20 protein-coding genes and 1 riboswitch are annotated in these 19,197 nt (G+C 72.8%); of the genes, 9 read left to right on the top strand and 11 right to left on the bottom strand.

The annotated features are described in order from the left end of the window. Positions 1 to 2: 2 nt before the first annotated feature. Both PV364_RS23055 and PV364_RS23050 read right to left on the bottom strand, forming a co-directional pair. Positions 3 to 530 carry a hypothetical protein gene (locus tag PV364_RS23055; RefSeq protein ID WP_319662100.1) on the bottom strand — a complete coding sequence of 176 codons (528 nt, stop codon included), beginning with the start codon at positions 528 to 530 and terminating at the stop codon, positions 3 to 5. After that, complete coding sequence (locus PV364_RS23050; protein ID WP_319662098.1) at positions 523 to 1,326, bottom strand: alpha/beta hydrolase; 804 nt, start codon at positions 1,324 to 1,326, stop codon at positions 523 to 525. The genes PV364_RS23055 and PV364_RS23050 overlap by 8 nt, the downstream gene beginning before the upstream one ends. Positions 1,327 to 1,453: 127 nt before the next feature. Between PV364_RS23050 and PV364_RS23045 the strand changes: the two genes are divergently transcribed. From PV364_RS23045 to PV364_RS23025, 5 genes are all read left to right on the top strand, one after another. Further along, on the top strand, positions 1,454 to 2,170 hold the full coding sequence (locus PV364_RS23045; RefSeq protein ID WP_319662095.1) for a lysophospholipid acyltransferase family protein: 717 nt from the start codon (positions 1,454 to 1,456) through the stop codon (positions 2,168 to 2,170). Positions 2,171 to 2,279: 109 nt separating this feature from the next. Then, positions 2,280 to 3,422 carry a MacS family sensor histidine kinase gene (macS, locus tag PV364_RS23040; RefSeq protein WP_319662270.1) on the top strand — a complete coding sequence of 381 codons (1,143 nt, stop codon included), beginning with the start codon at positions 2,280 to 2,282 and terminating at the stop codon, positions 3,420 to 3,422. A gap of 17 nt (positions 3,423 to 3,439) precedes the next feature. Further along, positions 3,440 to 4,099: a response regulator transcription factor gene (locus PV364_RS23035; RefSeq protein ID WP_319662094.1), complete on the top strand. Its 660-nt coding sequence runs from the start codon at positions 3,440 to 3,442 to the stop codon at positions 4,097 to 4,099. A gap of 174 nt (positions 4,100 to 4,273) precedes the next feature. After that, positions 4,274 to 5,302 carry a 6-phosphofructokinase gene (locus tag PV364_RS23030; protein ID WP_319662093.1) on the top strand — a complete coding sequence of 343 codons (1,029 nt, stop codon included), beginning with the start codon at positions 4,274 to 4,276 and terminating at the stop codon, positions 5,300 to 5,302. A gap of 131 nt (positions 5,303 to 5,433) precedes the next feature. After that, a complete protein-coding gene (locus PV364_RS23025) occupies positions 5,434 to 6,081 on the top strand; it encodes a hypothetical protein (RefSeq protein ID WP_319662091.1) in 648 nt (215 codons plus the stop codon). Positions 6,082 to 6,538: 457 nt separating this feature from the next. On the opposite strand, the gene PV364_RS23020 is transcribed toward PV364_RS23025, so the two are convergent. Both PV364_RS23020 and erm read right to left on the bottom strand, forming a co-directional pair. After that, positions 6,539 to 8,491: an anthranilate synthase family protein gene (locus PV364_RS23020; RefSeq protein WP_319662090.1), complete on the bottom strand. Its 1,953-nt coding sequence runs from the start codon at positions 8,489 to 8,491 to the stop codon at positions 6,539 to 6,541. Between the two features lie 192 nt (positions 8,492 to 8,683). Continuing rightward, positions 8,684 to 9,475: a 23S ribosomal RNA methyltransferase Erm gene (gene erm, locus PV364_RS23015; RefSeq protein WP_319662089.1), complete on the bottom strand. Its 792-nt coding sequence runs from the start codon at positions 9,473 to 9,475 to the stop codon at positions 8,684 to 8,686. 240 nt (positions 9,476 to 9,715) lie between these two features. Between erm and PV364_RS23010 the strand changes: the two genes are divergently transcribed. The 3 genes from PV364_RS23010 (at position 9,716) to PV364_RS23000 (ending at position 12,104) form a co-directional block, all read left to right on the top strand. Beyond that, complete coding sequence (locus PV364_RS23010; protein WP_319662088.1) at positions 9,716 to 10,222, top strand: DUF1772 domain-containing protein; 507 nt, start codon at positions 9,716 to 9,718, stop codon at positions 10,220 to 10,222. Positions 10,223 to 10,327: 105 nt separating this feature from the next. Next, a complete protein-coding gene (locus tag PV364_RS23005; protein WP_319662087.1) occupies positions 10,328 to 11,677 on the top strand; it encodes a class II 3-deoxy-7-phosphoheptulonate synthase in 1,350 nt (449 codons plus the stop codon). A gap of 142 nt (positions 11,678 to 11,819) precedes the next feature. Then, positions 11,820 to 12,104 (top strand): (2Fe-2S)-binding protein, encoded by a 285-nt coding sequence (locus tag PV364_RS23000; RefSeq protein ID WP_319662086.1) that lies wholly within the window; start codon positions 11,820 to 11,822, stop codon positions 12,102 to 12,104. A 9-nt stretch (positions 12,105 to 12,113) separates the two neighbouring features. On the opposite strand, the gene bfr is transcribed toward PV364_RS23000, so the two are convergent. Then, complete coding sequence (bfr, locus tag PV364_RS22995) at positions 12,114 to 12,593, bottom strand: bacterioferritin (protein ID WP_319662085.1); 480 nt, start codon at positions 12,591 to 12,593, stop codon at positions 12,114 to 12,116. A gap of 167 nt (positions 12,594 to 12,760) precedes the next feature. Between bfr and PV364_RS22990 the strand changes: the two genes are divergently transcribed. Next, positions 12,761 to 13,375 carry a sulfite oxidase-like oxidoreductase gene (locus PV364_RS22990; protein ID WP_319662084.1) on the top strand — a complete coding sequence of 205 codons (615 nt, stop codon included), beginning with the start codon at positions 12,761 to 12,763 and terminating at the stop codon, positions 13,373 to 13,375. A 15-nt stretch (positions 13,376 to 13,390) separates the two neighbouring features. Here PV364_RS22990 and PV364_RS22985 read toward each other — a convergent pair whose 3' ends face one another. The 6 genes from PV364_RS22985 to thiO all read right to left on the bottom strand — a co-directional run bounded on the left by PV364_RS22985 (position 13,391) and on the right by thiO (position 19,084). Further along, positions 13,391 to 13,888, bottom strand: a complete 498-nt coding sequence (locus PV364_RS22985; protein ID WP_319662083.1) for a DUF4396 domain-containing protein — start codon at positions 13,886 to 13,888, stop codon at positions 13,391 to 13,393. 92 nt (positions 13,889 to 13,980) lie between these two features. Beyond that, entirely contained in the window at positions 13,981 to 14,841 is an 861-nt protein-coding gene (locus PV364_RS22980; RefSeq protein ID WP_319662269.1) for a deoxyribonuclease IV, read from the bottom strand. A gap of 23 nt (positions 14,842 to 14,864) precedes the next feature. Further along, positions 14,865 to 16,778 carry a Stk1 family PASTA domain-containing Ser/Thr kinase gene (gene pknB, locus PV364_RS22975; protein ID WP_401974749.1) on the bottom strand — a complete coding sequence of 638 codons (1,914 nt, stop codon included), beginning with the start codon at positions 16,776 to 16,778 and terminating at the stop codon, positions 14,865 to 14,867. A gap of 136 nt (positions 16,779 to 16,914) precedes the next feature. Further along, a complete protein-coding gene (locus PV364_RS22970) occupies positions 16,915 to 17,715 on the bottom strand; it encodes a thiazole synthase (protein ID WP_319662081.1) in 801 nt (266 codons plus the stop codon). A gap of 5 nt (positions 17,716 to 17,720) precedes the next feature. Beyond that, complete coding sequence (gene thiS / locus PV364_RS22965; RefSeq protein ID WP_319662268.1) at positions 17,721 to 17,921, bottom strand: sulfur carrier protein ThiS; 201 nt, start codon at positions 17,919 to 17,921, stop codon at positions 17,721 to 17,723. A 5-nt stretch (positions 17,922 to 17,926) separates the two neighbouring features. Next, entirely contained in the window at positions 17,927 to 19,084 is a 1,158-nt protein-coding gene (gene thiO, locus PV364_RS22960) for a glycine oxidase ThiO (protein WP_319662080.1), read from the bottom strand. After that, a riboswitch (TPP riboswitch) is annotated at positions 19,082 to 19,193 on the bottom strand. (Overlaps the previous gene by 3 nt.) Positions 19,194 to 19,197 lie beyond the last annotated feature (4 nt).

Genomic DNA, 19,197 nt, shown 5'->3' with positions numbered 1-19,197 from the left:
GGTCAGACGACCGCGCCGCCGCCCGGCAGGTCGTCGTCCTCGTCGCCGCCCGGCCGCATCCGCGTGACCAGGGTGGCGAAGCCGCCGAGGAAACCGCCGACGCCGACCGTGACGGCCCACCACGGCATCTCCTCCTGGAAGAGGATGAACGCGAAGATCAGCAGCGGACCGCCCAGCGCCGCCAGCCAGGCGAACTTCGTGGTGACGTCGGCGTTCGGCAGCGGCGGCGGCTCCGGCGGCACGAAATGGCCCTCGTCCTCGTCCTCGTCGAGTTCGTAGTCGCGGGGGCCGGAGATGACGGGGTGGATCACGATGGAGGTCGTCTCGGGGGTCGTCGGCACGACCAGGGGGCCGGGCTTCGAGGAGCCCTCGGCGACGTCCTCGGCCTCGGGCCAGGACGCCGTGCCGGGCTCCGGGTCGGCGTCGTACCCCGCCACGATCTGCGCCCAGGCCTCGGCCTCGTCGACCGGCTTGGGCTCGGGCTCGCCGCCCTCGGGCAGCGGACGGCGGTCGTCCTCGGGCTCAGCCACGTGCGGCGTCCTCCTTCTCGTTGCTCTCGTCGTCGCCCGCGGCCGGCCCGGTGCCGGTGAGCCGGCCCACGAACGCGTACGACTGCTCGAAGATCGTCTCGGCGTCGTGGTCGAGGGTGGCCACGTGGTAGCTGCGCTCCAGCACGGTCTCCGTCACGTCCGTCGACGAGACACGGCCGAGCACGAGCGCCGAGTTGGACGGGTGGACGACGTGGTCGACCCGGCTGCGCAGGAGCAGCAGCGGCTGGGTCACCTGGGGCAGGTCGCGCCGCACCAGGTTCCACAAGCGGCTCAGGGAGTGCACCGCGTGCAGCGGGGTGCGGTCGTAGCCCACCTCCACGGAACCCTCCTTCGCGATGTCGCTGGCGATGCCGGGCACCGAGGGCACGAAGTGCCTCAGCACCGGCACGGCCTTGAGTTGATGGCTGTCGGCCTTGACCGAGGGGTTCACGAGGGCGATGCCGCCGACCGCCGCGCCGTGCCGGGCGGCGAGGCGCAGTGCCAGCGCACCGCCCATGGACATTCCGAAGACAAACACGCGGTCACAGCGTCCGGACAGCGCGCGGAATTCCCGGTCCACCTCGGCGTACCAGTCCTGCCAGCCGGTGACCTGCATGTCCTGCCAGCGCGTCCCGTGCCCGGGCAGCAGCGGTGCCGACACGCTCAGACCGCGCCCGGCCAGGTACTCGCCCCAGGGCCGCATGGACTGCGGAGTGCCGGTGAAGCCGTGGCACAGCAGGACGCCGATGTCGCCGCCGTCGTGGCGATAGGGCTCGGCCCCGGGCATGAGCGGCACCGTAGGTCTCCTGTTCGGTGGAATGCGCGGAAAGCGATACCTCACAGTACGCGGACGGCTCACACCGGGGGAGAGCCCTGCCCGATCTGGCGTTAAGGTCTTCCCGTCAGACACAGGAGGTCATCGGTTGTTGTACGGCGTGATGAAGATCGCGATCGGCCACCCCCTGCGAGCCGCCTTCCGGCCGTGGGTGGAGGGCATGGAGAACATCCCCAAGCAGGGACCCGCGATACTGGCGAGCAACCATCTGTCCTTCTCCGACTCCTTCTTCCTGCCCGCCGTGCTCGACCGCAAGGTCACCTTCATCGCCAAGGCCGAGTACTTCACCACCCCGGGCGTCAAGGGCAAGCTCACCGCGGCCTTCTTCAAGGGCGTCGGCCAGCTGCCGGTGGACCGCTCGGGCGCGCGTGGCGCCGGCGAGGCGGCCATCCGCAGCGGGATAAAGGTCATCGAGTCCGGCGAGCTCTTCGGCATCTACCCCGAGGGCACCCGCTCGCCCGACGGGCGCCTCTACCGCGGCAAGCCCGGCGGCCTGGCCCGGATCGCGCTCGCGACGGGCGCCCCGGTGATCCCGGTCGCCATGATCGACACCGAGAAGATCCAGCCGCCCGGCAAGGTCGTGCCCAAGCTCATGCGGCCCGGCATCCGGATCGGCAAGCCGCTCGACTTCAGCCGGTACCAGGGCATGGAGCAGGACCGTTTCATCCTGCGCTCGGTCACCGACGAGGTGATGTACGAGATCATGAAGCTCTCCGGCCAGGAGTACGTGGACGTCTACGCCTCGGCCGCCAAGCGCCAGATCGCCGAGGCGGCGAAGAAGCAGCAGGCAGAACCCGGGGCGTAGCCCCGGGCAGGGGGAACGGGGAGGGCCCATGGCCAGGGACACGGCCGGCGGGCCGGACGCGCGCACGGCCGCCGGGACGGCCGGGCGCCCGCCGGGGCGCGTCGTGCGCATGTCCGTCGAGCAGCCGCTGTGGCGCGCGCTGACGGGCTACCGGGTGCTCACCGCCGGCTACGCCGTCGCGCTGTTCGTCGTCGGCTACGAGGACCATGTCCGTCCGGTGCCCGGCATGGCCTTCATGGCGGTGCTCGTGGTGTGGACGCTGGCCACGCTCGGCAAGGTCACCTCGCCCCAGCGGTGCACCCGGGGCTTCCTCTTCGTGGACCTCGGTATCGCGCTCACCGGCATCCTCCTCACCCCGGTCGTCGAGACGCACCAGCGCATCGTCGACGGCGGGCCCACGCTGCCGTCGATATGGACGGCGGGCTCGGTCCTCGCCTTCGCCATCAAGGGCGGCTGGCGCTGGGCGGCGGCCGCGTCCTGCCTGGTCGGCGGCGCCAACATGGTCGAGCGCGGGGAACTCGCCCGCGACACCGTCCACAATGTGCTGCTGGTGGCCATCGCCAGCATCGCGATCGGCTACGTCGTCGAGGTCGCCCGCGCCAGTGAGCGCACCCTCGCCCGCGCGCTGCAGATCGAGGCCGCCACCCGTGAGCGGGAGCGGCTGGCCCGCGACATCCACGACAACGTGCTCCAGGTGCTCGCCATGGTGCAGCGGCGCGGCACCGAGATCGGCGGCGAGGCCGGAGCGCTGGGCACGATGGCCGGCGAGCAGGAGGCCGCGCTGCGCGCCCTGATCAGCGGCGGACCCACGGCGCCGGCCTGGGTTCCCGGCCCGCGCGGCGCGGACGGGGACCCGGACCCGGACGTCCCCCGCGACCTGCGGGTCCTGCTCACCCCCTTCAGCGGCACCCGGGTCACCGTGGCCGCCCCCGGCACCCCCGTGCTGCTGCCCGCGCACGCGGCCGCGGAACTCGCCGCCGCGGTGGGCGCCGCCCTGGAGAACGTGCGCAAGCACGCGGGGGAGCGGGCGCACGCCTGGATCCTGGTGGAGGACGCGCCCGACGCGGTCCTCGTCAGCGTCCGCGACGACGGCCCCGGCATTCCCGAGGGCCGGCTCGCCGACGCCGAGGCGGAGGGGCGGCTCGGCGTCGCCCAGTCCATCCAGGGGCGGCTGCGCGACCTCGGCGGCACGGCCGAGCTGGTGTCGGTGCCGGGACAGGGGACAGAAGTCGAGTTGAGGCTCGGCAAATGAGAGAGGAGATTGGGCTCATGGCCGTAAAGGTGATGGTGGTGGACGACCACCCCATGTGGCGGGACGCGGTCGCGCGCGACCTCACCGAAGCCGGGTACGTCGTGGTGGCGACCGCCGGCGACGGCCCGGAGGCGGTGCGCCGCGCCAAGGCCGCCCTCCCGGAGGTGCTGGTCCTCGACCTCAACCTGCCGGGTCTGTCCGGCGTCCAGGTCTGCAAGGACGTCATCGCGGAGAACCCGGCCCTGCGGGTGCTGGTGCTGTCGGCCAGCGGCGAGCACGAGGACGTCCTGGAGGCGGTGAAGTCCGGGGCCACCGGCTATCTCCTGAAGTCCGCCGGCCGGGACGAACTCCTCGACGCCGTGAGCCGCACCGCCGTCGGCGACCCCGTCTTCACCCCGGGCCTGGCCGGCCTCGTCCTCGGCGAGTACCGCCGGCTGGCCTCGGACCCCGCGCCCGCGGCGGCCGACCGGCCCGAGGCGCCGCGGCTCACCGACCGGGAGACCGAGGTACTGCGCCTGGTGGCCAAGGGCCTGAGCTACAAGCAGATCGCCGAACGGCTCGTCATCTCGCACCGCACCGTGCAGAACCACGTGCAGAACACCCTCGGCAAGCTCCAGTTGCACAACCGTGTCGAGCTGGTCCGCTACGCCATCGAGCGCGGACTGGACGAGGAATAACCCGTCGGCGCGATCACGGCATTGGTCCGCCTGCCGCACTCGGACGAGTGAATCCGGAGCTCCAACCCGCCCGCACGCCAAGGGATTTCACCGAACGGCCCATCCCACATGTGACGCCGGTCACGCTAGCGTCGTTGGCGCAGGCAAATGGTGCGAACGGGAAGGGGAAGGATCATGCGAGTTGGCGTGCTGACCGGCGGCGGTGACTGCCCCGGGCTCAACGCGGTCATCCGTGCCATCGTGCGCAAGGGTGTCCAGGAGTACGCGTACGAGTTCGTCGGATTCAGGGACGGCTGGCGCGGGCCGCTGGAAGGGGACACCGTGCCCCTCGACATCCCCGCCGTCCGTGGCATCCTGCCGCGCGGCGGCACGATCCTCGGCTCCTCGCGCACGAATCCGCTCAAGGTGGACAACGGTGTGCGCCGGGTCAAGGAGAACCTCGCCAAGTTCGAGGTGGAGGCGCTCGTCGCGATCGGGGGCGAGGACACGCTCGGTGTCGCGACCGCCCTGTCGGACGAGTACGGGATCCCCTGCGTCGGCGTACCGAAGACCATTGACAACGACCTCGCCGCCACCGACTACACCTTCGGCTTCGACACGGCCGTCAACATCGCCACCGAGGCGATCGACCGTCTCCACACCACCGCCGAGTCGCACATGCGGGTCCTGGTGGTCGAGGTCATGGGCCGGCACGCGGGCTGGATCGCCCTGCACTCGGGCCTGGCCGGCGGCGCCAACGTCATCCTGGTGCCCGAGCAGCGCTTCGACGTGGACCAGGTCTGCGCCTGGGTGGAGAGCCGTTTCAAGATCCGGTACGCGCCCATCGTGGTGATCGCCGAGGGCGCCATGCCCAAGGACGGCGACATGGTGCTGAAGGACGGCACCCTGGACTCCTTCGGCCACGTCCGCCTGTCCGGCGTCGGCGAGTGGCTGGCCAAGGAGATCGAGAGCCGCACCGGCAAGGAGGCCCGCACCACGGTGCTCGGCCATGTCCAGCGCGGCGGCACCCCCAGTGCCTTCGACCGCTGGCTGGCCACCCGCTTCGGCCTGCACGCCATCGACGCGGTCCGCGACCGCGACTTCGGCAAGATGGTGGCGCTGCGCGGCACGGACATCGTCCGGGTCCCGCTGGCGGACGCGACCAAGCAGCTCAAGACGGTCGACCCGAAGCTCTACGCCGAGGCCGGCGTCTTCTTCGGGTAAACACCTCGTTTCCCTGCCGTCTCCTGGGCTTTCCCCGCTTGCCATGGGCGATCACGCGGCCGTACATTCCCTCCACCCGGCTTGTCCGGCCGCTTCGTTTATCCCCCTTGAGCACATGAGGAGCGCCCGGCATGACGGGTGTACTGGCGGTCGCAGGCGGCACCGCATCCGGTAAGTCCACGCTTGCCGAAGCGCTGTCGCTGACGTGTCCCGAGACCATCGCACTGATCCACCTGGACGACCACTACGTGCCCGCGCACGACCCGCTGAGGGGCGTGTGGACGGTGAGCGCCGGCGGGCACGCGGTCCTGGACTGGAACCACCCCGGCTCCATCGACGAGACCGCTGTCGGCGAGGCCATCGACGCGGCGCGGCTGCGCCCCGGGGTGCGCCTGGTCGTCGTCGAGGGGCTGTTCGCGCTCACCCTCCCGGCCGTCCTGTCACGGGCGGCCTGGCGGGTGTACGTGGACGCCCCCGACGACGTCCGGCTGGCGCGCAAGATCCTGCGGAAGATCGAGGTCCAGCGGCAGGACCCGCGGCTGTCGCTGCGGAACTACCTGCAGACCGGCCGGGACCGCCATGCCGCCCATGTGGCCCCCTCCCGGGCCCGGGCCGACCTGGTGGTCGACGGCACCGCCGACGGCCCCGAGATGCTGGCCGCCGTCCTCGGCCTGGTCGGCCCCGTCCTGACTCCCGCCCCGGAGCCGGTCCCGTCCGTCCGCCCCCGGCGGTCCCGCGCGGCCGCCCGGACGCACCAGTTGCCCGCGGCTGCCGTCTGAGGGTCCTCACACGTTGCAGGCCTCGATGTGCACGTCGGCCGTGCCGTCGCCCGGTGCGTCACGGTGACGCCCGTGGACCGGGACAGCGCGCGGTCCCTTCACCGGTCGTCGTGGCCGCCCTCCGCGCCGGTCAGCCGGGGATACGCCGTGGTCAGGGTCCGCCGAGTGGTCGCGTTCCACGACTCCGCCGTCGTCCCGGCACCTGATGTCCGTGGCCTCGGCGGGGATGGCGCCGCCGAGGAAGGAGCCGGTCTCCTCGCAGTCCACCGGATGCGGTCGCCCCGCCGCCCGGAGGAAGAAGGCGGCATGGGAGGGGCCGTCCGTGCGGGACGGGGCGGGTGTGCGCGGACTCGGTGTGCCGTTCGACGTCCCCACCCACCCCGTCCGTGCGGCCGCCCCGGCCGGGCGGAAGCTGCCACGCCCGCTGCCGGGCCCACGGCCGCGGGCCTCCCGGCCGTCAGCCGGCGACCACCACCGACGCCAGCAGCTCCGTCACGATCGCCGTGCCGTTCAAGGTGAGCACCGACTCGGGGTGGAACTGCACCCCGGCGAAGCCAGGACCGCGCATCGCGTGCACGTCGCCCGTGGCCGGGTCGCGGCTCAGCTCGACGCGGTGCATGGCCAGCTCCTCCGCCGTCCTGGAGTCGCAGCGCGCGGTGAAGGAGTTGTAGAAGCCGACCGTCTCGGTGCGCCCGAACAGGTCGACCGCCGTCTGCGCCCCCTGGAACGGCACGTCCTTGCGCTCGATGGCGAGCCCCAGTTCGGCGGCGATCAGCTCGTGGCCGAGGCAGACGCCCAGCAGCCCGTGCCGGTGGTCGCGCACCAGGCGCGCGGCGAGGGCGCGCAGGAACGCCATCTTGGGGTCCGTGGTGTCCGCCGGATTGCCCGGGCCCGGGCCGAGCACGACCGGGCCGCGGTGGGCGAGGACGGCCTCGCGCAGACCGGGCTCGTCGTAGCGGCGCACCGTCACCTCCAGCCCCGACGAGCGCAGGACGTGCGCCAGCATCGCGGTGAAGGTGTCCTCGCCGTCGACCACGAAGGCGTGCCGGCCGGCGAGCGGCCCCGGTCGCTCCTGCTCACCCGCGGGGGTCTGCATCCGCAGCCAGAACGGCGCGAGGTTGCGGCGGCGTCCCGTGAGCGCGGCCTGCACACGCGTGTCGTCGCCGAGCCGGCGCCGCGGCCCGCCGGGCCCGCGCGCCGCGCCCGGCCGGACCCCCAGTGCCGCCAGTACGCCCGCCGCCTTCGCGTGCGTCTCGGCGACCTCGCCGTACGGGTCCGAGCGGCGTACCAGCGTCGCCCCGACCGGCACCTTCAGCCCGCCCGCGGCGTCGACGTCCACGGTGCGGATCAGGATCGGGGAGTCCAGGGTCTGGACCCCGCCGCCGTCCCGTCCGATCAGCGCCAGCGCGCCGGCGTAGTACCCGCGGCCCCCGGGCTCGTACCGCTCGATGACCCGGCAGGCGTTCTGCACCGGCGAACCGGTGACCGTCGCGGCGAACATCGTCTCGCGCAGCACGTCGCGGACGTCCATGGTGCTGCGGCCGCGCAGCTCGTACTCGGTGTGCGCCAGGTGCGCCATCTCCTTCAGGCGGGGGCCGACCACCACACCGCCGAGGTCGCCGACGGTGCACATCATCTTCAGCTCCTCGTCGACCACCATGGTCAGCTCCTCCATCTCCTTCACGTCGCGGAGGAAGCGGAGCAGCCCGTCCATGTCCGGTCCCTGCGCCGGATAGCGGTAGGTGCCGCTGATCGGGTTCATCACGACCGTGCCGCCCGCCATGCGCACGTGCACCTCGGGGCTCGCCCCGACCAGCGTCCGCTCCGGTGTGCGCACCACGAACGTCCAGTACGCGCCCCGCTCGCCGTCCAGCAGCCGCCGGAACAGCGCGAGCGCGTCCGCCGCGGAGAAGTCCGGGATCCGCCCGCGGAAGGTCCGGCGGATGACGAAGTTCGCGCCCTCGCCGCGGCCGATCTCGTCCTCGATGACCCGGTCCACGATCCCGGCGTAGGTGTCGTCGTCCACGTCGAAGCCGCCGTGCTCCACGTGCACCCCGTGGCCGGGCAGCGCCCGCTCCAGGTCCGGCAGGGGGAACTCGTACGCCTCCCGCGGGTGCAGGACCGCCAGCGGCGTCCCGTCGTCCCGCGCCTCGAAGCCGCGCTCCCTGATCTGCCGGAACGGCACCAGGGCCAGCGCGTCGGCGACCGGCCGTCCGCCCTCCGGCGCACCCTTCGGCAGTGCGATGTCCGTCAGGCGCTCCACCGTGGACACCGGGCCGAGCAGCACGTCGACCGTGTCCGTGTCGCGCCCCGGCGTCCTGCGCCGGATCAGCGCGAACGGCGGGCATGCCGGGTCCAGCAGCCGTTCCACGAGCGCTGCGGCGGAAAGCGGGTTCTTCTCGTCGTCCACGGCGGATCCTTCCGATCGGGGGAAGGGACGGCCGCGCAAACACCGAAGGCCGCCCCTGGGGCGGCCTTCGCGTCAGTCAGTGCGTACGCGTCACGAGTGGGCCGCCGGATCCGCGGTCCACCACCACTGCAGGTGCGTCTGCTGTGCGTACATGCTCTGCACGATAACGCATTCCGCCGCCGCGCACGGCCCTCACCTCCGGTCGGCCCCCGGCGCGGCGAGCTCCCACAGCGAAGCCCATTGCTGTGCCGTGAGGTGCTTGGGCAGCGCGGCCGGCGCCGGGTGCTCGGCGCGCAGCCAGGCGTGCAGTTCCCGGCGGTCGAAGTGGCCGGTCCGCGCCAGGACTTCGCGCACACCGCGCCCCGGCCCGGTGAAGACCCGCCGGACGAACTCCTGGTAGGGGCCCCGGCGGTCCGGCGCGACGAGCGGGTCCTGACGCCGGACGACCGTCAGCAGGCCGCCGTCGACGGACGGCGCCGGGCGGAAGGCCCGCGCGGGTACCCGGGAGTGCAGGACGAAGTCGTACCAGGGCCACCAGGCGGCGGTCAGCATGCTGGCTCCGCCGACGCCCGCGCGGCGGCGGGCGACCTCCCACTGGACGAGCAGCACGGCGGACTGCCAGCCGCCGGCGGACAGCAGCCGCCGCAGGATCGGGGTGGTGAGGTGGAAGGGGAGGTTGCCGACGACGACGTGCGGCTCGCTCGGCAGGCGGTAGCGCAGGACGTCGGCGTTGACGACCCGCGCGCCCGGCGGCAGCCGCCGGGCCAGGCGCCGTGCGCGCCGGGGATCGATCTCGACGGCCGTCAGGTGACGGCCGGTCCGGCTGAGGGGGACGGTCAGTGCGCCGTCGCCGGGCCCGATCTCGACGATGGGGCCGCTGGTGCGGGCGACGAGGGCCTCGATGGAGGCGATGACCGTGCGGTCGGTGAGGAAGTTCTGGCCGAGCTCGTGCCGGCCGCCCACCAGGGAATGGTGGTCAGACATGGGTGTGTACTCCGCGACATGTGGACTGGCTCCGACGGTGGACCCGATGCCGCGGCGGTGTGCGCCGCGGGTTATGCCCGGCGCATCCGGATGTAGTACGTGCAACCCATGGGCGGCACGCTAGCGGGGGCCGGCGCCGCGGCGCACCCGGTTTTTCACAGACGTCGTGTGGACGCTCGCGTATGGGAACGAGCCTCCCGGCCATGTCCCGTCTCGCCGTGCCGGACCTTCACTGGTGCCATGACATCCCGAGACGCAGTCCTCGCGGCGGCCGCGGTCGCCACCGGTCTGATGGCCGGTCTCTTCTTCGCCTTCTCCGTCGCCGTCATGCCCGGCCTCGCCCGGACCGGTGACCGCACCCTGGTCGACGCCATGCAGCGGATCAACGCGGCCATCCAGAACGGGTGGTTCCTGCTCGTTTTCGCGGGCGCCCTCCTGCTCGGCGCCGCCGCAGTGGTGCTCTGCGTCCGCGACGGCGCCCGGACCGTCCTGCCCTGGGTCGTCGCGGGCACGGTCTGCTACCTGCTCGTCCTCGTCGTCACCTTCGCCGTCAACATCCCGCTCAACGACCGGCTGGACGCCGCCGGACCACCGGACGCCGTCGCCGATCCCGCCGCGGTGCGCGAACGCTTCGAAGCCGCCTGGGTCCGGTGGAACCTGGTGCGCACCCTGCTGTGCACCGGCGCCCTGGCGTGCCTCGGCTGGGCTCTGGTGCTCAGCGGGCGGGCCGGTGCGGCCGGATCGTGACCCGGACCCGCCGGCCGCCGACCGGCTGTACGCGATGTGGAATCGCCGTCTCATTCACTGGTCCGGTGCGCCGGGCACCGGACACAACCACGTAATGTGGGGTGCGTGACCGTGAACGCTGATTCTCTCGCCGGGCGCAACACCTGGCGCTCTCTGCCCGCGGCCCAGCAGCCCGAGTACCCCGACACCGAGGCGCTGAGCCGAGTGATCGCGGAACTCGAGTCGTATCCCCCCCTCGTCTTCGCCGGCGAGTGCGATCAGCTGCGCGACCGTATGGGGGCCGTGGCGCGCGGTGAGGCGTTCCTGCTCCAGGGCGGCGACTGCGCCGAGGCCTTCGACCACGTCGGCGCCGACCAGATCCGCAGCAAGCTCAAGACGCTGCTGCAGATGGGCGCGGTGCTCACCTACGCCGCCTCCGTGCCGGTGGTGAAGGTGGGCCGGATCGCCGGCCAGTACAGCAAGCCGCGCTCCAAGCCGACGGAGACCCGCGACGGGGTGACCCTGCCCACCTACCGCGGTGACTCGGTCAACGGCTTCGACTTCACCGAGGCGTCCCGGGTGCCGGACCCGGACCGGCTGAAGCGGATGTACCACGCGTCCTCCGCCACGCTGAACCTGGTGCGCGCCTTCACCACCGGCGGCTACGCGGACCTGCGCCAGGTGCACGCCTGGAACCAGGACTTCGTCAAGTCCTCGCCGTCCGGGCAGCGTTACGAGGCGCTGGCCCGTGAGATCGACCGCGCGCTGAACTTCATGCACGCCTGCGGCGCGGACCCGGAGGAGTTCAAGACCGTCGAGTTCTACTCCTCCCACGAGGCGCTGCTGCTCGACTACGAGAGCGCGCTGACCCGCGTCGACTCGCGGACCGGGCGGTTGTACGACGTCTCCGCGCACATGGTGTGGGTGGGCGAGCGCACCCGGCAGATGGACCACGCGCACATCGAGTTCGCGTCCCGGATCCGCAACCCGCTCGGGGTGAAGCTCGGCCCGACGACCACGCCCGAGGAAGCGCTGGCGCTGATCGACCGGCTGGACCCGGACCGCGAGCCGGGACGGCTGACCTTCATCACGCGCATGGGCGCGGGCAAGGTGCGCGACCTGCTGCCGAACCTGGTGGAGAAGGTCACCGCCTCCGGCGCCCAGGTGGCGTGGGTGTGCGACCCGATGCACGGCAACACCTTCGAGGCGGCCTCCGGGCACAAGACCCGTCGCTTCGACGACGTCCTGGACGAGGTCAAGGGCTTCTTCGAGGTGCACCACGCCCTCGGCACCCACCCCGGGGGCATCCACGTCGAGCTGACCGGCGAGGACGTCACCGAGTGCGTCGGCGGCGGCGACGAGATCTTCGTCGACGACCTGCACCAGCGCTACGAGACGGCCTGCGACCCGCGGCTCAACCGTAGCCAGTCGCTGGACCTGGCCTTCCTCGTGGCGGAGATGTACCGCGGGCAGTGACCCGCCGGCCCACGGCGGTGGGCACCCAGGCGAAGGGGCGCGGATCACACCGATCCGCGCCCCTCGGCGGTTTCCAGCCACGCGATGGCCGGGTAAGGTTAGGGTAACCTCAGCCGGAACCGAGACGTGGGGGTGAGTCCGCGTGTACGTCTGCTCATGCTTCGGCATCACAGAAGAGCAGGTCAAGCAGCATGCGGACGCCGGCCGCTGCACCCCGCGCCAGATAGCCTCCGCCTGCAAGGCGGGCACCGACTGCGGTTCGTGCGTGCGCCGCATCCAGGCGCTTCTCGGCCGCGGCGAGAGCTGGGCCGGCCGTACCGTGCCCGCCGCCGGGAGTTCCGCGCCGGAGCCCGTGTCGCGCCCCGCCGCCCTGCCGGCCGTGTCGCCCGCGCCCGCGGCGGTACCGGCCGCGGCGAGCGCCGCCTGACCGGACGGCTCAGCTGTCCGGCTGCTCGATGACCTGGGCGATGTACAGCGGCTCGCCGAGCTTCTCGATGAGTTCGAGCTGCGTGTCGAGGTAGTCGATGTGGTGCTCCTCGTCCGCGAGGATGTCCTCGAAGATGTTGGCCGAGGTGATGTCCCCCTTGGCCCGCATGACCTCGATGCCGCGCCGGAGCCGGTCGATCGCCTCCACCTCGACCTGGCGGTCGGCCTGGAACATCTCGGTGACGGTCTGTCCCACCCGTACATGGAAGAGCCGCTGGTAGTTCGGCAGGCCTTCGAGGAAGAGGATGCGGTCCGTCAGCACCTCGGCGTGCTTCATCTCGTCGAACGACTCGTGCCGCGTGTACGTGGCGAGCTTCGTCCAGCCGAAGTTCTCCTGCATCTTGGCGTGCAGGAAGTACTGGTTGATGGCGGTGAGCTCGCCCGTCAGCTGCTCGTTCAGGAACTCGATGACCTCGGGGTCGCCTTGCATGGCAAACCCGTCCTTTCGGGAGTAATCGACGCGATGCGGGCATCCTCCCACCGCCGGGTGAGGGTGATCCAGTAAGTCGACACTTACTCCGATGGCCCGGGCCCGGTTGTCGGTGCCCGACCCGTGGCTGGTCGGTAGCACTGCATCCGGTCTGTCACCATGGACGTATGGGTCGGTCCGAACGCCACGAAGGAGCGCTTCCTCCGGGGCAGCGGCTCCAGCGGGGCTGGCCGGTGACCCACTACGGTCCGGTGCCGCGGTTCAAGCCCGACCGTTGGGACTTCCAGGTTTTCGGTGCCACGGCCGACGGCGGCAAGCACGCCTGGAACCACGAGGAGTTCTCGGCGCTGCCGTACACGACGGTCATGGCCGATTTCCACTGCGTGACCAAGTTCAGCATGCTCGGTGTCGAGTGGGGCGGCGTCGCCGCCGCCGAGCTGCTGCGGCTCGCGCCGCCCGCGCCCGAGGTCAGCCATGTGATGGTGTGGGCCGAGTACGGCTTCAGCTCCAACCTGCGGCTGTCCGACTTCGCCGCCGGTACCTCCATATTCGCGACCCACCGCGGCGGCGAGCCGCTGACCGCCGAGCACGGGTTCCCGGCCCGGCTGGTCGTGCCCCATCTGTACGCCTGGAAGGGCCCCAAGTGGGTCCGGGGCGTGGAGTACATGACCGCCGACCGCCGCGGCTTCTGGGAGGAGCGCGGCTACCACAACCTCGGCGACCCCTGGTCGGAGCAGCGCTACTCGTACCAGGAGGAGCCCGGCGACGGGCCGGAGCTGTAGCCCCCGCCCCGGTGCTCAGTGGTACTGGTGGACGACCGCGTGACCCTTGCCGCGGCCGAGCATCCACTTGTTGACCGGCGTGGTGACCAGGAACGCCACCACGAAGGACAGCGCGAGGCTGACCCAGAACAGTGCGTCGGCGAGCGTCGCGTCCATGGCGCCCGGGAAGACCGCGATCGTCGCGTTGTCGGCGAGCTCCATGAAGACGATCGAGACGGTGTCGGCGGCGAGCGCCACCCGCACCGCGGTGCGGAAGTCCACGCCCGCCCGCAGGACCCCGCGCATCGTGAGCGAGTAGCCGAAGGCGAAGGCCAGCACGATGGCCAGGATCATGGTCGGCACGTTGTGCCAGCCGAGTGCGGTGCCCACGGCCATGCCGACGACCTCGCCGATGGCGCAGCCGGTCAGGCAGTGCAGCGTCGCCCGGACGGCGTCGGTCCAGCCGGCCGGCGGCGCGGGGTGGTGGTGCGCGGAAGAGGTGTGCGGCTCCTGCGGATGTTCGAGGTGCTGCATGGTGCATCTCCCTCACGTGCGGAGTCCGGAGGACGGGACCGTTGCCCAGCGCACCAACAAGATACCCCCACGGGGTATTTCGGCGCAGGCGGTCACCCGTCCCGGAGCGCCTGAAGCGCCGCCACGTCCCTGGCCATCCCCGTCCTGTCCGGGCCGTCCGGCGTCTCCACGATCAGCGGGACACCGGCGGCCGCGGGATGGCGGAACAGCTCCGCGAAGGCCGCGGCGCCGATGTGGCCGGCACCGATGTTCTCGTGACGGTCCTTGTGGGCGCCGACGACGTCCTTGGAGTCGTTGGCGTGGACCAGCCGCAGCCTGCCCGGTCCGACGGTGGCGACCAGTTCGTCCAGTACGGCCTTCACGCCGCCGGCCGCCGCGAGGTCGTGCCCGGCGGCGAAGACGTGGCAGGTGTCCAGGCAGACCCCGAGCCGCGGGTGGTGGTCGAGCGCCTCGAAGTACGGGCCCAGGTCCTCGACGAGCGAGCACAGCGAGAAGCCCTGCCCCGCCGTGGGCTCCAGCAGCAGCCAGGGGTCGTCCTCGTGCGTCAGCTCGTCCAACAGCGGCCGCATCCGCTCCCGCACCTGCGCCAGAGCGGTCTCCCGGGCGCGTCCGCCGGTCGCGGACCCGGTGTGCACCACCGTGCCGAGCGCCCCGATGTCCCTGCCCCGGCGCAGCGAGTGCCGCAGGGAGACCACCGAGTGGTCCGCGGTGGCCTCGGTGTGCGAACCGAAGTTGATCAGGTAGGGGGCGTGGACGTAGACCGGCATCCGCTCCGCGGCGCAGCGCTCGCGGAACAGCTCGTCCTGCCGCGGGTCGCCCGCCGGGGTGGCCCAGCCGCGCGGATTGGCGACGAAGACCTGCACGGCCTCCGCCCCCAGCCGCGTGGCGGCCGCGAGACCCGTGGCGGCCAGGCCCCCGGCGACGGGCACGTGGGCACCGACCGGATTGCGCACGACGGCGGGTGCACGGGACTCGCTCAGCGCACCCACAGCGTGATCGTGCTCCCCTTCGGTGCCTGGCTGCCGGCGGCCGGTGACTGGTTGCTGACCTCACCGGTGAAGAAGAAGCGGATCACGCGCACGTCGAACCCGGCGGCCTTGAGCTCCTGGCGGGCCGTCTCGACGTCCTTGCCCCCGACGTCCGGGACGTCGACCATCTGCTGGCCCTTGGACACGGTCAGGGTGACCGTGTCGCCGGCCGCCAGCTGCTGCCCCGCGTCCTTGCTCTGGGCGGCGACCCCGCCCTCGTCCGCCTGGTCGGAGAAGACCCGCTGCGGCGCGACCTTCACCCGCAGCCCGGCCTCCTGCAGCTCCCTGCGGGCGTCCTCCAGCGGGGCGCCGACGACGTCGGGCACGTCCACCGGCGCGCCCTTGCTGACCACGAGCGCCACCGCGGAGTCCGGCTTGCGGGTCGTCCCGCCGCCCGGGTCGGTGGAGATCACGTCGCCCTGGGGGACGTCGTCGCTGAACTCACGGGTCACCCGGCCCGCCGTCAGGCCGGCGGACGCCAGGTCCTGCCGGGCCCGGCCCAGCGACCTGCCCGTCACATCCGGCACCTTCACCTGCTCCGGGCCCTTGGAGACGGTGAGGGTGACCGTGCCGTCGTCGCGGATCCGCGTGCCCGGGCCGGGATCGGTGTCGCTGACCCTGCCCTTCGGCGTGGCCGCGTCGAACGCCTCGACCACCTCGACCTCGAGCCCGGCCGCGCGCACCTGCTTCTCGGCGTCCGCCCGCGCCAGGTTCAGCACCGCGGGGGTCCTGGTGAACTGGCCGTCGTTGATGTACCAGACGCTGCCGCCGATGCCGGCGACGAGCAGCAGGGCGACGACCACGGCGATCATGCCCGGCCGGGCCCGCAGCCGGGCGCCGTCGGGGGCCGCGTGCCCGGGGCCGGGGACGGGCCGGCGCCGCGCCGGCTCCGGCGGCATCTCCAGCCGTGCGGTGCGGTGCACAACAGCGGTCGCCTCCTCCGCCCCGGCCGGCCGCGGCGCCACCGGGGGCGCGGGCGCGTGCGCCGTGGGCGGTACGGCGTCCAGCTGGGCGGGGCTCAGAGCGGCGCGTGCCGTGTGCAACCGGGCCAGCAGTTCCACGGCGTCCGCGGGACGCAGCGCGGGCTCGCGGGCCGCCGCGCCCGCCACGAGGACGTCCAGCTGCGGCGCCAGTCCCGGCACGGTGGCCGACGGCGCGGGGATGTCCTCGTTCAGGTGCTGGTAGATCACCTGCATCGGCGTGCCGCCCGCGCGGGGCTTGCCGCCGGTGAGCATCTCGTAGAGCAGCACTCCGCAGGCGTACACGTCGCTGCGCGGATCGGTCGTGCCGCTCTCGATCTGCTCCGGTGCCATGTAGGACACGGTGCCCAGCACGACGCCGGTGGTCGAGGTCGTCGTGGTGTGCGCGTCCACGGCCCTGACCAGGCCGAAGTCCGCCACCTTCACCCGGCCGTCGTCGCCGATGAGGACGTTCTCCGGCTTCATGTCGCGGTGCACCAGGCCCGCGCGGTGCGCCGCGCCGAGGGCCGCCAGCACGGGCTCCAGGATGTCCAGCGCCGCGCGGGGCGGCAGCGCGCCCCGGTCGCGCAGCAGGTCGCGGAGCGTGCAGCCGGCGATGTACTCCATCGCCAGGTACACGTACGAGCCGTCCGCGCCCTGGTCGTAGATCTGCACCACATTGGCGTGGTCCAGCCGCGCCACGGACTTCGCCTCACGGATGAAGCGCTCCACGAAGCCGGGCTCGGCGGCCAGTGCCGGGTGCATCACCTTCAGCGCGAGCACACGGTCCAAACGGGTGTCCAGTGCTCGGTAGACCGTCGCCATCCCGCCGACCGCGATCCGGGCCTCCACCCGGTAGCGGCCGTCGAGCGTGCGCCCGACCAGCGGGTCTTGAAGGGTCATATCCACAAACGTGCAGTTTACGGTGTTCGCCTTACCCGCTTGGGCTAACGCGGCAACGTTGTGTCGCGGTCGTGCGGTACCGACACGGAACCGTGACGCGGTGCTCCGGCCGCCCGCCGGACCACCGCGCGGCACCTCAGGCGCCGAAGGCCGGCCGCTCGGGGTCGAAGGCCGCGACGCCCTCGGACGGCGAGGAGGCCAGGGCGTGCCGGCGCCGCGGGATGCGCCCCGCGCGGTGGGCGAGGCGCCCGGCCTCCACGGCATGGCGCATGGCGTCGGCCATGAGCACCGGCTCCTGGGCCCGGGTGACGGCGGAGGCGAGCATGACGGCGGCGCAGCCCAGCTCCATCGCGAAGGCCGCGTCGGAGGCCGTGCCCGCTCCCGCGTCGAGGATCACCGGCACGGAGGCCCGCTCCACGATCAGCTCGAAATTGTGCGGGTTGCGGATGCCCAGGCCGGAGCCGATGGGCGATCCCAGCGGCATGACCGCGGCGCAGCCGAGGTCCTCCAGCCTGCGGGCCAGCACGGGGTCGTCGTTGGTGTACGGCAGCACCGTGAAGCCGTCGTCGACCAGGACCTCGGCCGCGTCCAGGAGCTCGACCGGGTCGGGCAGCAGGGTGCGCTCGTCCGCGATCACCTCCAGCTTCACCCAGTCCGTGCCCAGTGCCTCCCGGGCCAGCCGGGCGGTGAGGACGGCCTCGCCCGCCGTCCGGCAGCCGGCGGTGTTGGGCAGGACGCGGACGCCGTGGCGGGCCAGCACCGACAGCACGGAGCCCTTGACCGTGGGATCGAGCCGCCGCATGGCGACCGTGGTGAGCTCGGTGCCGGAGGCGAGCAGCGCCTGCTCCAGCACCTCCAGGCTCGGCGCGCCGCCGGTTCCCATGATCAGACGGGAGCCGAACGCCGTTCCTGCGATGGTCAGCGGATCGTCGGCCATGCGGGTCAGCCCCCCTGCACCGCGGTCAGGACCTCGACGCGGTCGCCGTCGCTCAGCGCGGTGGCGGGCCACTGCCCGCGGGGCACCACGGTCTCGTTGAGCGCGGCGGCGACACCGGAGGGGGCGGTGGTCAGCCCGGCGACCAGCCGGTCCAGCGTGAGGCCCGGCGTCACCTGGCGGGGCTCGCCGTTGACGGAGACGGTCATCGCGTTCATGCGTACTGCTCCTGAGGAGTGAATCGGCCGGGGGAGAAGGGGCGGGCCACCTCGGGCAGGTCGCCGCCGGTCAGCACCTCGGCCATCACGTCGCCGGTCAGCGGGGTGAGCAGCACGCCGTTGCGGTGGTGCCCGGTGGCCATGAGCAGGCCCTCCAGCGCGCTGCGGCCCAGCAGCGGGGCGTTGTCGGGGGAGCCGGGGCGCAGCCCGGCCACCGTCTCCACCAGCGGCAGCTCGGTGATGCCCGGTACCAGGTCGTGGGCGTCGCGCAGCAGCTCGTACACGCCGCCGGCCGTGACGGTGGTGTCCCAGCCCGTCTCCTCGCTGGTGGCGCCGACGACCAGCTCGCCGTTCTCCCGCGGCACCAGGTAGACATGGCCGCCGCGCACCACGGCGCGCACCGTGCGGGACAGGAAGGGCGCGTACGCCGCGGGCACCCGCAGCCGCAGGACCTGGCCCTTCACCGGGCGCACCGGCGGCAGCAGGCGCTCCGGCAGGCCGCCGAGCCGGCCGCTGCGGCTCCCGGCGGCCAGCACGGTCTGCCCGGCGGCCAGCACGCTGCCGTCGTCGAGCAGGACCCCGCGCGCCCGGTCGCCGGTGATGTCCACCCCGGTCACCGCCGCGCGGCGGAAGGTCACCCCGGACAGCTCGCAGGCCCGCAGCAGCGCGGCCACCAGCCGTCGCGGGTCGACCTGGTGGTCGCCGTCGACGCGCAGGCCGCCGCGCACGCCCGGCGCGAGCATCGGCTCCAGGCGGCGGCACTCGCGTCCGCTCAGCCACTCCGCCGAAAGCCCCAAGGAGGTCTGGAAGGCGTGCAGTTCGCGCAGTTCGGCGCGGTCGTCGGCGTCCAGGGCCACGGCGAGGGTGCCGCACGCCCGGTAGCCGGTCTCCAGACCCGTGGCCTCCTCCAATTCGGCCGTGAACGCCGGATAGCGGTGGATCGCGGCGAGGTTGAGGTCGAGCAGGGCCCGCTCGCCGTACTGCAGCTCGGTGACGGGGGCCAGCATCCCGGCGGCCACCAGGGCGGCGCCGCCGCCCGGATCGGGGTCGGCGACCACCGTGCGCAGCCCGCGCTGGGCCGCCCGCCAGGCGGTGACCAGGCCGATGATCCCGCCACCGATGACGACGGTGTCCGGCACGTCATGACGGTGCATCGGTGTACCGCTCCTCCCTTCGCCGGCATGACCCGGATCAGGTTCGTACGGTCGGCGGCCGGCCAGCCGCCCTCTCAGCCCGGTGCGCCGGGCTCCCGCGAGTGCATTCGTCC

Source organism: Streptomyces sp. MI02-7b (assembly GCF_033793585.1).
Lineage (GTDB): Bacteria > Actinomycetota > Actinomycetes > Streptomycetales > Streptomycetaceae > Actinacidiphila.
Note: the sequence above shows the minus strand (reverse complement) of the source record. Positions and strands in the feature narration are given on the sequence as shown.